At 38.7% G+C, this 12,808-nt stretch carries 15 protein-coding genes and 1 pseudogene; all 16 read right to left on the bottom strand.

Annotated features, from left to right (window positions below; all coding sequences use genetic code 11):
* Positions 1-32: 32 nt before the first annotated feature.
* The gene (locus HUX68_RS19060) at positions 33-260 is read right to left on the bottom strand and encodes a sulfurtransferase TusA family protein (protein WP_174616279.1); all 228 of its coding nucleotides are present in this window, start codon (positions 258-260) and stop codon (positions 33-35) included.
* Positions 261-328: 68 nt separating this feature from the next.
* The gene (locus tag HUX68_RS19055) at positions 329-1,459 is read right to left on the bottom strand and encodes an MBL fold metallo-hydrolase (RefSeq protein WP_174616278.1); all 1,131 of its coding nucleotides are present in this window, start codon (positions 1,457-1,459) and stop codon (positions 329-331) included.
* A 19-nt stretch (positions 1,460-1,478) separates the two neighbouring features.
* Positions 1,479-1,883, bottom strand: a complete 405-nt coding sequence (locus HUX68_RS19050) for a DsrE/DsrF/DrsH-like family protein (protein ID WP_174616277.1) — start codon at positions 1,881-1,883, stop codon at positions 1,479-1,481.
* Positions 1,884-1,901: 18 nt separating this feature from the next.
* Positions 1,902-2,477, bottom strand: coding sequence for a sulfurtransferase TusA family protein (locus HUX68_RS19045; RefSeq protein ID WP_174616276.1), 576 nt, complete (start codon positions 2,475-2,477; stop codon positions 1,902-1,904).
* Positions 2,478-2,492: 15 nt separating this feature from the next.
* Complete coding sequence (locus HUX68_RS19040; protein WP_174616275.1) at positions 2,493-2,792, bottom strand: rhodanese-like domain-containing protein; 300 nt, start codon at positions 2,790-2,792, stop codon at positions 2,493-2,495.
* 86 nt (positions 2,793-2,878) lie between these two features.
* Entirely contained in the window at positions 2,879-3,358 is a 480-nt protein-coding gene (locus tag HUX68_RS19035; RefSeq protein ID WP_174616274.1) for a DsrE/DsrF/DrsH-like family protein, read from the bottom strand.
* Between the two features lie 173 nt (positions 3,359-3,531).
* Complete coding sequence (locus HUX68_RS19030) at positions 3,532-4,128, bottom strand: peroxiredoxin family protein (RefSeq protein ID WP_174616273.1); 597 nt, start codon at positions 4,126-4,128, stop codon at positions 3,532-3,534.
* 266 nt (positions 4,129-4,394) lie between these two features.
* Positions 4,395-4,943 carry a cupin domain-containing protein gene (locus tag HUX68_RS19025; RefSeq protein ID WP_174616272.1) on the bottom strand — a complete coding sequence of 183 codons (549 nt, stop codon included), beginning with the start codon at positions 4,941-4,943 and terminating at the stop codon, positions 4,395-4,397.
* Between the two features lie 139 nt (positions 4,944-5,082).
* A complete protein-coding gene (locus HUX68_RS19020) occupies positions 5,083-5,652 on the bottom strand; it encodes a TetR/AcrR family transcriptional regulator (protein ID WP_174616271.1) in 570 nt (189 codons plus the stop codon).
* A gap of 7 nt (positions 5,653-5,659) precedes the next feature.
* Positions 5,660-6,385, bottom strand: coding sequence for an MMPL family transporter (locus tag HUX68_RS19365; RefSeq protein WP_246206782.1), 726 nt, complete (start codon positions 6,383-6,385; stop codon positions 5,660-5,662).
* Positions 6,386-6,871: 486 nt separating this feature from the next.
* Positions 6,872-8,041: pseudogene (locus HUX68_RS19555) on the bottom strand (MMPL family transporter); the annotation flags it as partial.
* A gap of 1,185 nt (positions 8,042-9,226) precedes the next feature.
* On the bottom strand, positions 9,227-9,742 hold the full coding sequence (locus tag HUX68_RS19005; protein ID WP_174616268.1) for a hypothetical protein: 516 nt from the start codon (positions 9,740-9,742) through the stop codon (positions 9,227-9,229).
* The gene (locus tag HUX68_RS19000; protein WP_174616267.1) at positions 9,735-10,406 is read right to left on the bottom strand and encodes an ATP-binding cassette domain-containing protein; all 672 of its coding nucleotides are present in this window, start codon (positions 10,404-10,406) and stop codon (positions 9,735-9,737) included. The genes HUX68_RS19005 and HUX68_RS19000 overlap by 8 nt, the downstream gene beginning before the upstream one ends.
* 13 nt (positions 10,407-10,419) lie before the next feature.
* Positions 10,420-11,232 (bottom strand): hypothetical protein, encoded by an 813-nt coding sequence (locus HUX68_RS18995; RefSeq protein WP_174616266.1) that lies wholly within the window; start codon positions 11,230-11,232, stop codon positions 10,420-10,422.
* Entirely contained in the window at positions 11,229-12,032 is an 804-nt protein-coding gene (locus tag HUX68_RS18990; protein WP_174616265.1) for a hypothetical protein, read from the bottom strand. Before HUX68_RS18990 ends, HUX68_RS18995 begins: the two co-directional genes overlap by 4 nt.
* Positions 12,019-12,801, bottom strand: a complete 783-nt coding sequence (locus HUX68_RS18985; RefSeq protein ID WP_174616264.1) for a hypothetical protein — start codon at positions 12,799-12,801, stop codon at positions 12,019-12,021. Before HUX68_RS18985 ends, HUX68_RS18990 begins: the two co-directional genes overlap by 14 nt.
* Positions 12,802-12,808: the final 7 nt, after the last annotated feature.

The following is a 12,808-nucleotide window of genomic DNA, read 5'->3' as shown; positions in this document are numbered from 1 at the left end:
AAAGAAGAGACCCCTGAATAAGGGGCCCCTCGTTAGGCTTTCTTAATCCAGAACTTCAGTACGTCATTTTCTTCAGTTTGATCCACCAGCTCGTGACCACCTGAATTAGTCCAAGCTGTTAAATCACTTTTTGCACCTTTGTCTGTCGCATGAACCTCCAGAATTTCACCCGATTCAATGTCTTCGATTGCCTTTTTCGTTTTTACTACCGGCATAGGACATGCCATTCCTTTTGCATCCAATACTTTTACTGCTTCCATCATAAGTTCCTCCTTGTAATTTTTTAATGACCGTGCTGTTTCTGGACCCATCCATTCAGTTAAATGTATTAACCGTGTACTGCACAACGATTCGGGCCAATCTCCATTTCGCGCTGTTTTTCAGCTTCCGGGTTCATTTTACCCATATTGGTCTGACGAATATTATCGTGCTCGTTTGGCTGCGGCGGCAGGTTCTCCGTTACCATTTTCCGGAACTCCTGTGCATCTTCCACCTGCAGACCTGAATTACGCTGATACAAATCACCAAGCCGTGCCTTGACACTTCCGTCATTTCCAAGTTCATCCACAAATGAATAGTGAGCAGGCAATACAATCAGATCGTCAGACAGTTCTTTATAACGGCTGTATAACGTTTCCCGCAAATCTCCGACCCAATCTTCAGCCTTTCCAGCCAAATCAGGGCGGCCAATTGATTTCACAAATAGAATATCTCCGGTCAGCAGGTATTTGTTATCAATAATCAACGATGTGCTTCCAATTGTGTGTCCCGGTGAATAGATCGGCTGTACCTGAATAGTTGTGTTGCCGACAGTAATATCTGTTCCTTCTTCCAATGATGCATAATCAAATGTTACTTCTTCCGCATCTTTATCCGGTAAATGATACGTGCCTCCGGTATTTTCAGCGAGTTGACGTCCACCCGAAATATGGTCAGCGTGAAGATGCGTATCAATCGTATGCTCAATCGATACACCTTTTTCTTCAGCAAAACGTTCATAAATACCTGTCATACGATTAGCATCAACAACCGCTGTTTTTTTGTCGGAAACGATCATATATGACAAGCAGCCTTTTCCCAAGCGTACAAACTGGTACAAACTTCCGTCGTCATTCAAGTCTGCTATTTTGACAGGCTCCAAATGTTCACTCCAGGCTTTCATGCCGCCTTCCAGGTCATAAGCATGTGTAAAACCTTCTTCTTCCAAAAGGTCTCTCACCATTTTCGATGAGCCCCCTTTGGCACAAACCACAATTACTTCCTGATCTTTACTAATTTTATCTGCTATAGCGTCAACGCCATCGAGCAGGTTGAAATAAGGTTCATTGATTATTTCAACGCTGTCCCCTTCGATCTTCCAATCATCAAACTCATCCGTATTCCGAACATCCAGGATGAGAGTCTCCTCACGGTTGACAACCCGTTTTGCAAGTTCATCAGTCGTAATACTCTTTGTCATACAATTAGCCTCCTACTGTTTAAAATGTCAGTGAAATATCGGCATCTTTGGCAAACTCAATGAATGAAGCTGCCCCGCCGACTTCAATTCCTTTCACAAAATCTTCTTTTTCCAGATTCATAACATCCATTGTCATTTGACATCCAATCATTTTGACACCCATTTCCTGAGCCATTTCCAACAACTCACTGATGGATGGAACGTTCGTTTTTTCAAAGCCTTCTTTGAAGTGCTCTTTCCCTTCCGGCATCGCCAGGTTTTTGTGAGCCTCCTTATGAATCAAGTTGAGTCCTTCAAATGTGAAGAATATCCCTACCTCTTTATCCGATGCGGCGGCTGCTGTCGCAATGTTAAATACTTTATAGGCATCGAACATACCACCATTTGCTGCTATTATTGCTACGCGTGTGTTATTGTTTTCCATTGTTTATTCCTCCTAAAATTAGTTTGTGGATTTTTCCGTTGGGCCATCCCATTCAGCCATGCCCGGCACCACATTTTTTACGATTTTGAAACCTTTTTGTGATAGCTTTTGGGCTGCAAGGTCGCTTCGGCTCCCCGTACGGCAAATAACATGAATCTCTTTGTCATCATTTATTTCATTCATTCGGTTTTCCAATTCCCCAAGCGGAATATTGATTGCGCCCGGAATATGATTAAATGCATATTCTGCTTGTTCACGAACATCAAGAATCGTTACATCTTCCTGTCCATCAACTTTTTCCCGCAATTTCCGCAATTCAAGCACATCATCATAGTTTGCTTCATTTTTTACCTCATCATCACTTGCTTTGCGCAAATAATGCTTCAGCACGTCATCTTCTTCAACAGTGCCCAGGTACTGGTGACCTGTACTTTCCGCCCAGGCCTTAATATCGGCTGTAGATCCTTTATCGGTTGCCTGCACTTCCATTACCTCCCCTGGAGCTAAATCAGAAATAGCTTTTTTTGTTTTAACAATTGGCATTGGGCAAGCAAACCCCTTTGCATCCACTGTTTCATTTGCTGTAATTCCCATTAGTAATTACCTCCGTTATTTTTCAATTTCCTCTGTCCATGCGAGCATACCGCCATCAACATTAGTTACGTCAAACCCCTGATTTTCAAGAAATTCACATGCTTTGCCACTTCGGCCGCCTGAACGGCAAATCATATAATAGTGTTTGTTTTTGTTTATTTCATTAATACGGTCCGGCACCTCACCAAGCGGAACGTGTTTCGCACCCGGTATTTTCCCTTGTGCCACTTCATCATCTTCGCGTACATCAATAACATTTACATCCCTTTTACTTTTGATTATTTCTTCCAGTTCGTTCGTCTTTACTGATTTCAATTGAATTTACCTCCTTGATAGTCTTATTTAAAAGATCCTTAAATCAAACTCTTTCTTACTAATATGGGTATGGGTATTAAATTATTTTAAATAAATAGGCTGATATTGCCTTCTTCTGCTTCACCAATATAAGCTGCAACACCGCCGTAATCAATTTCATCCAGAAGTTCTTCTTTTTGAAGACCGAGCAAATCCATTGTCATGGTACACGCAATCAGTTTAACATCCTGTTCCTGAGCCATATCCACCAACTGGGGGAGAGGCATTGCATTGTGCTTTTTCATAACACGTTTAATCATTTTTGGTCCCATTCCCAAATAATTCATTTTGGATATGCCCATTTTATCTGTACCACGCGGCATGAGTTTTCCAAACATTTTTTCAAGAAAATTCTTTTTTACGGAAACCTCACTATCTTTTCGGAGCGCATTTAATCCCCAGAACGTGTGAAATATAGTCACCTCATGGTCATAGGCCGCCGCGCCATTTGCGATGATATATGCAGCCATCGCTTTATCATAATCACCACTGAACAAAACAATTGTTGTTTTCTTTTTATCCTGCATCGATTACTTATTCAACTCCTTTTATTTTCACCCATACATGTATAGGTACTAAATATTGTTAAATAATAGGATTCGCTCTTTTGCTTAACCCTTCAAAAACATTACATGACATACCTTATACCCTTATGGGTATTTTGTCAAGAACATAATTAATATGTTTATGATGACCACGGCTACTCAACCTTTGCCAATTCCTGAATCATAAGGTCATAATTCATTGCACCCAATGCCTTGAATTGTATATGGCCACTGGAATCAATCATATACGAAGTCGGGTATGCTCGTACCTGATACGTTTCCGCAACATCGGAATTTACATCCATCAGAACAGGAAAAGTCATTCCAAATTCTTTTACAAACTTACGGACACCTTCTTTGCTTTTTTCCGTTGATGTTAGATTAACCGCTAATATTTCCACATCCTTCTTCTCATATAGCTTTTGAAAATCAGGAATTTCCGCTCTGCAAGGGGGACACCATGTGGCCCAAAAATTGACGATAACACGTTCGCCCCGGTAATCTGACAAGCGCACTGTTTTTCCTTCGAGCGTCCTTAATTTAAAGTCCGGGGCAATTTGTCCGACTGAAATCCCCACCTCATCCGTCTTTTTGACATCTCCCTTTTCCCCGGCAGGCGGTGGTGAGGTGATTTTGCCTCCACTTGAACCGGTTTTTTCCTCAACAACTGTTTCATCAGTTGTACTTGTAAAATCATAAACAGCCCATCCAAACATTCCCAGTACAACAAGGATAAGAATCGCCTTTTTCATTGCTTGTAACCTCCATACTTTCCTGAACCGATTTTTTCTTATGATTCATGGTAAAGTATTAATATGAAAGTTTGATGAAAATACCTTTTTAATTTTTAATATAACGGTGCTCCAACCTATTTGTAAAAACGTTAAATTTTAAGCAAAAAAGCCAGGCAACGACCGGATCTCCCCCGGACGATACCTGACTATTAATAACAGACAACCAATTTTTTGGATTAAACTTCTGGCAGCATTCTCAACTTTGCACGGCTTATAAAACTGATTTAATCTTCCTCAGCGGCCATTGCCTCTGCTTTTGTACGATGAACAGTACCAAACGGATGTTCAGGCGGGGCATAGATTGTGTAAAGTTTAAGCGGTGTACGACCCGTATTAATCAGATTGTGCCATACTCCGGCAGGTACCATGATTGCATAATCATCAAAAACTATATCCTGAAAATATAAATTATCTTTCCTATCTCCCATTTGAACGACTCCTTGCCCTGCCTCAACACGTAAAAATTGATCCACATCAGGATGTACTTCTAAACCTATATCTTCCCCAACTCCAATACTCATCAATGTAACCTGCAAATTATCTCCTGTCCATATGGCTGTACGAAAAGTATTGTTTTGCTTGGCAGCCTGATCTATATTCAGTACAAATGGTTCTTTTCCATGATCTTGCATCAAGGGACCCGTAAAGCTGCGGGGGTCTGCGTATGGCCAATGTTGGTTTGCATAAAATTCATTTGCTGCACTCCAGTTAAACGGTACCCTGCCACAATTACAAATTGGCGAGTAGGAATAAGGATATTCATACTGAGACATAGTTTTCAATCCTTTCTTGTGATTACATATACAAAATCATCATATGTCCCAAGTTTGTTTTCAGTTACTTTTGAATCGCTTTTGAAAAAACACTGTTGTTCCAGCCTCTCGTGTGTTCCTGCAACCATTCAATTAACCATCATCGGGGTATAAAGATTTCCAAAGCATGCACTTGTACGTTTAACAGTTCTTCCTTTTGCTGCTTGGACTGCTTATAATAAGGCACTTCCGGCGGGAATGTCAGGCTCCCAAGAAGAATACCCCCTATTTGCCTTGCAAGAAGGTTTGTGTCAGGTTTATTTTCAAATCTGGCAAAGTGTATATCCAATCCTTTTTTGAGTCCATTAAAAATAATAACGGGAAAATTAATCTCGTCAGCTAAATGTCCCATAAAACTTTCAGCAAGCAGTGTCTTTGCAAGCATATGGTTTCTTGACAAAGCTGTAAATCGGTCATCCAGAATGCGTTTGAAAAATTCCGTTGTTCCCGGTTCTTCTGCAAACTTCATGACTTTGGCATGAAATTCATTCTCGAGTGCTTTTTTCACCACAATCTCAAAAAGGTTCTGCTTTGTGGAAAATTTGCGGTAAAGTGTTACCTCGGCCACTTCGGCTTCCTTTGCGATTTCCTGAGTGGTGGACTGTAGGAACCCTTTTGAAATGAACACCTTGATTGCCGCATTCAAAATTTGATCCGTTTTATCTCGCATACCTATTTCACCCCGTTACAATTTCTGTTCCTTCATCACTTTTTGTACGCACAAACCGGTCAAGAATTACCAATATTGCGGGCAGGACAATGATCGTACTCAAAAGGGCAAAGGAAATATTCACTAATGTCATCATACCAAAATTGCTTAAAATCACGAAATCAGATATAAGCAAAGCACTGAATCCGCCAATTGTTGTGAGGGCCGAAGCAAATATAGCTTTACCCATTTTTTCATTGGCTGTTATAATTGCTTCCTGTCTTTTTGAACCTTTTTGGCGTTCCTCGTAAAACCGCTCCATTATCAGGATCGTAAATTCTGTTCCAATACCGATAATCAGCGCGCCGAGTGTTGCTGTTAAAGGAGTGTAATCAATATTAAACAAGTACATAACCCCGCCTGACCAGCCAACTATAAACACAATTGGCAGCAGGGGAATGAAAGCCTTTATCGGGTGCCGGTAAATCAGTAATAAGACGAGAAAAACAAGACCCATACCCAACAAGGTCATTTTATATCTGCCTGTCGTCAGTGCTGTTACCATTTCCACATCTACAACCGCCTTACCGGTTATTGTCGCACTGATATCATCTGGCTTATTATCTGCAACATATTCTTTTGTTTCCGTGATAAAAGTCTGCAGTTCCTCCGCTTCCAGGTGCTTGATACCGACATTTATAACAGATCTGTCTCTCTCTTCGTTTATAAATAGTTTTAATTGTTCTTCCGGCATGTCTTCAATAATGTCAGCTGTTTTTCTCTGATTCGGCATTTCACCTTCATTCATTTTCTTTAAAAGTGCTGACAATGAATTGGTGTCAACTATAACGGATGGGAATTCCTGTTCAAGGGAATCAGTCATTTCTTCCGACCATTTCAATGTTTTTTCATCAAGCACATTGTCTGTACTGTACATGATGGAAACTTGATCGGTAGTGCCCAGAATATCACGCAGTTTGTGAATATCCTCCAGTTCCTGCGTATCCTGAGGCATAAAAGTTTCCACATCAGTTTCAACACCTGTATGCATATCTCCCCAGATTCCGAAGGCTGACGTGACAATTGCTAAAAAAAGGATCAGCCATCTGAGTTTAATGATTGCATTCGTGATTTTTCTAAAACCAATGTTCACCTTTGAATCTCCAGTATTTGTCTTTGCATTCTCTATCTTTGATTTTGTGAAAAAATAATCACGTGTAAATAGTATCGGAATCAGGATAAACAAACCAACGATAAAACTGATTAACATCCCAATGGTAAGCATTTTTCCAAAGTCTTGTATCATTGGTACCGGTGAAGTATACAAGGATAAAAAACCTACTGCTGTTGCAAAAAGAGCGGTAAGAACAGCAGGCGCCATCCTTGTTACAGTTTTTTTGACGCTTTCGGTGCTTCTATTTTTCATCATTTAGTGTTTCTCCCCTTTCATTTCTTCCGTATACCTGGTCTGGAATTGAATAGCATAGTCAATACCGAGGCCAATCAAAATCGGGAAAACCGCCATCGATACCATTGTGATTGGCACACTGATCCATCCCATCAATCCTACTGTTCCAATTACAGCAATCAGGATTATCGCAAGTGGCAGAATGCGCCATTTCACCCGGAATACAATTCCAAGCACGATAATCATGAATAAAATCGAAAGACCCATCATTTTTTGCATACTATTTTTCATCTCAGTCCGGATGGAATCATCCAAAACCGGCTTTCCAGATACTATTGTATCCAGTCCTCCAACCGGATTCCCTTCTATATAATCCTTTACGAAAGCGACGGCCTCACTTTTCTCCGCGTCGGTTGCGTCTCCCGTAAACTTGACCATGTAGGTCATATATTGTCCATCAATAATCATGTCATCAAATATACTGCGCAGTGATCCATCATCTTCATAAATCATTTTATTAAATGTCTTCTGTTTTCTTGGGATGGCAGGAGACATACTGTCAGAGAAAGCAATCATTTCACTAAGATTTTCACTCATGGAAATAAGGTTTTCTCCCATTTTTGCCAGTCCCTCCGCAAGTTCCTCCAGATCTTTTTGCTGTTGAACCTGTCGCTTGCTTATTTCGTGCAACTGACTCTGCTGCTTCTTCAAACCTTTGTCCAGGCCCCGCAGACCATTAATGGTATTTCTCGATACATTTGGAAGCTCGGCGCTTTTCACGGATGCATCAATCATTTTATCTCCCATCGCATTAAGCTTCACACCAAACTGTTTGAACTTTGCAGCCTGTTTATGTCCGGCAGGGCCCTCAGCATTGTTCTCCATTTGTATCGCGGATTGCTGCATTTTCATTGCAACATCTTTTAGCTGGCTCCCCATGTTGGAATAGCCATCCAGCAATTCACCTGAACCCCGCTCAAGTTTTTTCTGACCTTCGACCATCCTGCCGATGAGCTTTTCCATTTCGGAATTTTTTGATTCGAAATCCGGCAATGACTGTCCGGTGGCATTTTTTTTGATGTTTGTACTGATTTCCTGAAGATTTTCACCCATGTCCTCCATCCCACCAGCCATTTCTGTCACGCCTTCTTCATATTTTTCCGCCTTTTGTTTCGATATTCTTTCAACTGCCGTATGAGGACCGACAATTGTATAAATACCATCTTGACTGCTCAACTGACTTTCAAGGTTTTCCATTTGGTGCAATGTTTCAGGTGTCAATAGACTGGACTTATTATCAGCCTCATACAGCACAATTATCGATTCACCGCCAAACTCTCGTTCCAATGTTTGGTTATTCTGATAGACCTCGGTATCCTCCTCAATAAGTGTGTTGTTGCCTGTTGCCAATTCTACCTGCTGTACTCCAACGGCAAATAATAAAATAACGACTATCGTTATTGTTAACACTTTAATTGGATACTTCACGATTCCGTTTGCAATAAATTTCAGTATCTTCATTTGTCATCCCCCCCTGTAAGTAACACAACTTATAATGTAAGTTATTACTTACTAACATTATCGTTTTATTTGTTGTTTGTCAAATAAATTATTTACTCTTAAACAAAAGAAACTTTACTCATTAATATTATCGGGAGAGGGTGTATGGGATGGTTAAGAAAGCTGTTAACTATGACCCATTGTGCAGGAATGCAAAGGGATCCATCTGAAACTAATATGTAAACCATTCAGACTGGGTTAGCACAACTATTTTTGTATTTTACTAATCCTTTTCAGTTTCAATTTTTGGCAACAATTAAAAAGCGCCTCAAAAAAATCGAGGCAACTTTCAAATGGGTTTTTATTAACCCTCTATAATATGACTTTCTATTTAGTCAACCTGCGCTTCATTAACCAGATAACAAGTATCGCAAATTTCATAAGGCTCCAGAATTAATTATTTAATTAAATGTCCCTTATATACGATTGTGGCGCGATTCTTATTAGATAATCGCGCCCGTTAGCGGAACAGTCTTTCTGATCTGATATTAGCCGATATTATATTGTTGAACAGTCAAAGTTGTTTAGTAAGTTATCATCCACATAACCGTATTTTGCTAATCAGGGGGACTAAGTATCTTTCCAATATGCCTTTAACACAGAAGTATGATTCATGTATCCAATACTTTACAATTGAATTGCTATTCCAATTCTGTACCCTTTTTTATACTTTTGCTTAACCTTTTTTTCATACAAACGCTGGTTAAAGTATATTTTTGCTTGGTCACCCTTATATTTAGGCGAAACGTGATAAACCAATACAATTTTGGTTGACATCCCCGGTTCTAAACCGCGTAATTTTTCTACATCAAATTTGCCATCCCTTGTCTGAAAATATTCCAGTCCATATCCCAATTTGGCTGTTATCAGATGCATGACATCTATTTTTTTATCGGATAAATTACGGACTTCCATTTCGATCGTAAACGGTACTGACTCATAATTATTTTCCACTTCTGTTTTGCCATACGATGCACTTTTGACTTGTATACTTGCATTGTCTAAATTTATTTCTTCTCCAAGCTTATAGGTTTTGATTTTATACTCTGTTGCTACACCTGCATTAACCTGATAGACCCTAACCCCCCATGCAATGACCAGCATTACTGATAAAACGACCAGAATCCATTTCTTTTTACTCATCTTCTTCACCCTGCATGTCATATGTATCCATAATTTTACCATTCTCCATTAAATAGATGGTATCTGAAAGAAAGTTGAGTTCATCCTTATCATGACTTGCCAATAATATACATTTATTTTTAGACTTTAATTTTAATAATAATGCTTTAAACTCTTCTACACCATCAGAATCGAGCGCATTGGTCGGTTCATCCAGAATGATAAGTTCAGGCTCTTCCATAATCGCCTGGGCAATTCCCAACCTTTGCTTCATCCCCAGAGAATATTTACGATACTTTCGCTTATCTTCCGGATCCAGACCCACTATGCGTATCGATTCCTTAATGCGTTCATCACTGATTTTTCCAGTTAAATCAGCGAGTAACTTCAAATTTTTAAAACCAGTATAACCATTTAAAAAACCCGGATTCTCTATTAATACGCCAACACTCGGTGGAAATGAGATCTCTTCACCAAGTATTTGACTATCGACCTTAACTGTTCCTTTGGATGGAAGAATCAAGCCGCACAACGCCCTGAACAGCATGGTTTTCCCGGAACCATTTTTACCCCTGAACCCATAAATACTGCCTTTGTTTAATGATAAATTAATATCTTGCAAAATAGGTTCTTTCTTTATAGCTTTTGACAGTTGACTCACTTGCAGGAAGGCTGAATCTGCCATTGATAATCCCCCTTTAATAGTGATCCTTTCTTCTAAACGCTAATACAACAGCAATACCCAAAATGATATAGAAGCATATACAGTAAATTATAGAAAAGCGAAACGTCAGACTGTAATCCTGAATAAAAATTTGGTGTTTCAAAATCATAGAATGTACGGCCGGTAACCATTTACCTCCATAAAAAGTTGATATACTACACAAAATAATCACACTGAAAAACACCGATATCTTCTCAAAAAACTGCATCCCTAACAATATGATGCCTGACAGCACAACACTTGATAGGATAAAACCAACCAACAGTTGAACCAATAGCTTCACAGGTGATGTTGATATATTCATGAATGGTTGAATCCTATTTAGAAAATAATCAGAACAATCTATCGAAAAATCACCAAAAATTATTCCAGATGAAATATAAATGGCCAAAAATAGGAATATCACTATTATCGTATTCTGTATTATAATCCAACCAATTTTTGCTGAAATAAAAGCAGTCCTTGAACCACTTCGAATTAATGCGTAGGTTTTATTTTTTTGCGAATCATAAAATAAATAATCGCCAATCAAAAAGAGAATAAAAAATTGAATAAAGTTCCAATAAAATGGGATTTGATAATCAGTAATATGCTTGATATACCCATTATCCTGAAGTAACAGAAAAAAGGTGCCGACACTGCTTGCATCAAATTGTTTTATTTGCAGACTTTTCATGACTGACAAAAATATAATCATGATAAAAAAGGCAATGTATTTAAACTTCCCATATTGCCAACTGTTGATTAAATCACGAAAAAGCAGCTTAAAAAAACCTTTGATGGTCATGAATGGAAGTCCTTTCTTTGAAAGATTAACCCGGTGATTCCATACAAAACCAATGACACAATTAACAGGTAGCTGCAGTGAAATAGTGTAATAGATGGATTCACCCAGTCTTTAAGCGTTAACACCGCGGTTCCAACAAAAATTTTCACCGGCAATAAAGCTGCATAATCAATACCTGCAAGGATAACCAGAATAATCATTATTAAGGCGCCATTTTTTATAATTTGCTTTAGAAATAGCACCAAAAAAGAAATCAAGAGAAAACCAAGAAATTTGGTAATAAATAACACAGCCATAATTCTATTTGCATCCAAATTCCCAACTATTTTTTTAAAGTTTCCATTCTCACCGATTACTTGACCAATTGAACCGCTTTCCTGAAGCCAGGTATTCTCAAATCCAATCAGCAGCCCGCCACCAATATAAGAAATTGCCAAAACAAACAACGTAAACATAAAAGAAATCATAATTGCTGAAGCCACTTGCACATGCCATATATGAAAACGTGACTTTAATGCCAACAAAAATCCGCTTCGCTCACTTTCATCAACAAATCTCGTCAAGACAATCACAAGAAAAGGAATGGCCGCAATAAGAAACATATTTAAATTTGTACTGCCCAAAAGCCCACCAATATCAGCAACTAAGTCGAAAATACCCCATTCAGACCAAGCTCCTTGTTTGGAGATGAGCAATAGACAACACAGAACTGCAAAACAATAAAGTAAGCCAATAATCCAAATCCTTTTGATGGACAATAGTCCGAGGCACGATATACGTATGATATTAAATCGTTTCATTTTTTTCACCGGCAATTTTATACCATACATAACTTCCGCTTGTTCCAATTAGTAAATAAAAAGGAAACCCCCAATGAAAAGGGACATCAAATAAATACATCATGGAAATAGAATAATTAACGTAACCTATACTGACAAACAATACGTCAAGTCCCATAAAAACCAAAAAAGGAAAAACAAGAATTACATATCTGTTTTTCACGGCAGTCGATAAAGCCAGCCCAAGAGATGCAAGCATTCCCCCCAATAAAAACAACATAATTACTCTGACCAGTATGTATAAAAAAGGGTAATTATAAAAAAGACCCGGTGTAAATGAATCCACTCCAACCAAATTCATGCCATAGTACATACTGTTTTCTATTAACGGAAAAGCCATCATTTCCAATAAAAAATTGATAACAGGCGGGAATATGGCTATCGCTCCACCTACAATAAAATTAACCATAAAACGGATATTAAGATATCTACGCTTTTTAACCTTTGTTAAAATTGATTTTATAAGTCCTGAATTATAATCTTGGGCATAAGCGTCTGCATAAGGAAGTGCAGCCAGCAACGGAAATATTAAAACATAAATATTGTATGTGGCAGCTCCAAAGAACATCCAGCTTACAAAGGGGTTTCTTGGATAAAAGACGTAATAATCACTGGTTACATTTCCAGGCCATGTTGCAATTACCGGCAGTAGTGCCAAAACAAATCCTGTAAAGAGTAGTACATATAATACCGGACGACTTATTACCCGTTTAAGTTCCATTCCTAACATAAAAGTT

Origin of the sequence: Virgibacillus ihumii, assembly GCF_902726655.1 — a bacterium.
GTDB lineage: Bacteria > Bacillota > Bacilli > Bacillales > Amphibacillaceae > Lentibacillus > Lentibacillus ihumii.
Note: the sequence above shows the minus strand (reverse complement) of the source record. Positions and strands in the feature narration are given on the sequence as shown.

Excerpts from the sequence above, each read along its gene's own strand:
- HUX68_RS19030 (WP_174616273.1), bottom strand. The coding sequence starts at position 4,128 with ATGAAAAAGGCGATTCTTATCCTTGTTGTACTGGGAATGTTTGGATGG.
- HUX68_RS18985 (WP_174616264.1), bottom strand. The coding sequence starts at position 12,801 with ATGTTAGGAATGGAACTTAAACGGGTAATAAGTCGTCCGGTATTATAT.
- HUX68_RS19055 (WP_174616278.1), bottom strand. The coding sequence starts at position 1,459 with ATGACAAAGAGTATTACGACTGATGAACTTGCAAAACGGGTTGTCAAC.
- HUX68_RS19045 (WP_174616276.1), bottom strand. The coding sequence starts at position 2,477 with ATGGGAATTACAGCAAATGAAACAGTGGATGCAAAGGGGTTTGCTTGC.
- HUX68_RS19000 (WP_174616267.1), bottom strand. The coding sequence starts at position 10,406 with ATGGCAGATTCAGCCTTCCTGCAAGTGAGTCAACTGTCAAAAGCTATA.
- HUX68_RS18995 (WP_174616266.1), bottom strand. The coding sequence starts at position 11,232 with ATGACCATCAAAGGTTTTTTTAAGCTGCTTTTTCGTGATTTAATCAAC.
- HUX68_RS19060 (WP_174616279.1), bottom strand. The coding sequence starts at position 260 with ATGGAAGCAGTAAAAGTATTGGATGCAAAAGGAATGGCATGTCCTATG.
- HUX68_RS19005 (WP_174616268.1), bottom strand. The coding sequence starts at position 9,742 with ATGAGTAAAAAGAAATGGATTCTGGTCGTTTTATCAGTAATGCTGGTC.
- HUX68_RS19035 (WP_174616274.1), bottom strand. The coding sequence starts at position 3,358 with ATGCAGGATAAAAAGAAAACAACAATTGTTTTGTTCAGTGGTGATTAT.
- HUX68_RS19050 (WP_174616277.1), bottom strand. The coding sequence starts at position 1,883 with ATGGAAAACAATAACACACGCGTAGCAATAATAGCAGCAAATGGTGGT.
- HUX68_RS18990 (WP_174616265.1), bottom strand. The coding sequence starts at position 12,032 with ATGAAACGATTTAATATCATACGTATATCGTGCCTCGGACTATTGTCC.
- HUX68_RS19020 (WP_174616271.1), bottom strand. The coding sequence starts at position 5,652 with ATGCGAGATAAAACGGATCAAATTTTGAATGCGGCAATCAAGGTGTTC.
- HUX68_RS19365 (WP_246206782.1), bottom strand. The coding sequence starts at position 6,385 with ATGCCGGAAGAACAATTAAAACTATTTATAAACGAAGAGAGAGACAGA.
- HUX68_RS19025 (WP_174616272.1), bottom strand. The coding sequence starts at position 4,943 with ATGTCTCAGTATGAATATCCTTATTCCTACTCGCCAATTTGTAATTGT.